The organism is Paenibacillus sp. 598K, from assembly GCF_003851045.1.
Classification (GTDB): Bacteria; Bacillota; Bacilli; order Paenibacillales; family Paenibacillaceae; genus Paenibacillus_D.
Window position 1 is genome coordinate 1 of record NZ_BFBX01000103.1, and the last position, 641, is coordinate 641.

Consider the following 641-nt stretch of genomic DNA (forward strand, 5'->3'; position numbering starts at 1 on the left):
CTCGGCGAGGTGCGGATCGACAGCAGCATCGCCGACCGGGTGCTGCAGACCAAGCTGGCGGCCCGCGTCTACCTCGATCGCGTCCGCGACCGGCTGCTGGCGGGACTGGAGTTCCAGTATGGCGATATCGTCATCAATCCGCTGGAGGATCGCGAGGAGCGCCGCGGCGAGAGCCGCATCCTGATCCGCGAGGGCGAGCGGGAGACGCATATCCTCGCGCTTATGGAGGGGGCGGGCTTCGCGCGGACGGAGAGCGGCTATATTATGCAGGACGAGGAGCGGGAGTTCGCCTTCTTGTATGAGATCGTGCCGCAGTTGGAGCGGGAGGCGCGCATCTATGCGACGTCGGCGGTCAAGGAGCGGCTGTTCGTCGAGCATCCGCCGCCGCGCATCGAGGTGTCGCGGGAGGAGCGGACGCCGTGGCTGGCCTTCCGGTTCCGCATCGACGATATCCCGGAGGCGGAGATCCGCGAGCTGACCCGCTCGCTCGTCCTGAAGCGCAAGTATCACCGACTGCCGACGGGCGCGCTGATGCCGCTGGACACCGAGGAGATGCAGCGGATCGCCCGCGTCCTCGCAGAGACGGGGATGGCGCTGCCGGAGCTGACGCAGCCGAGCTTCAGCCTGCCGCTGACGCGCGG

At 68.3% G+C, this 641-nt stretch carries 1 protein-coding gene; it reads left to right on the plus strand.

The window, feature by feature from the left end:
• Positions 1-641 (plus strand): SNF2 helicase associated domain-containing protein (locus tag PA598K_RS38250; RefSeq protein ID WP_260405624.1); only part of this gene is annotated, 641 nt, incomplete at both ends.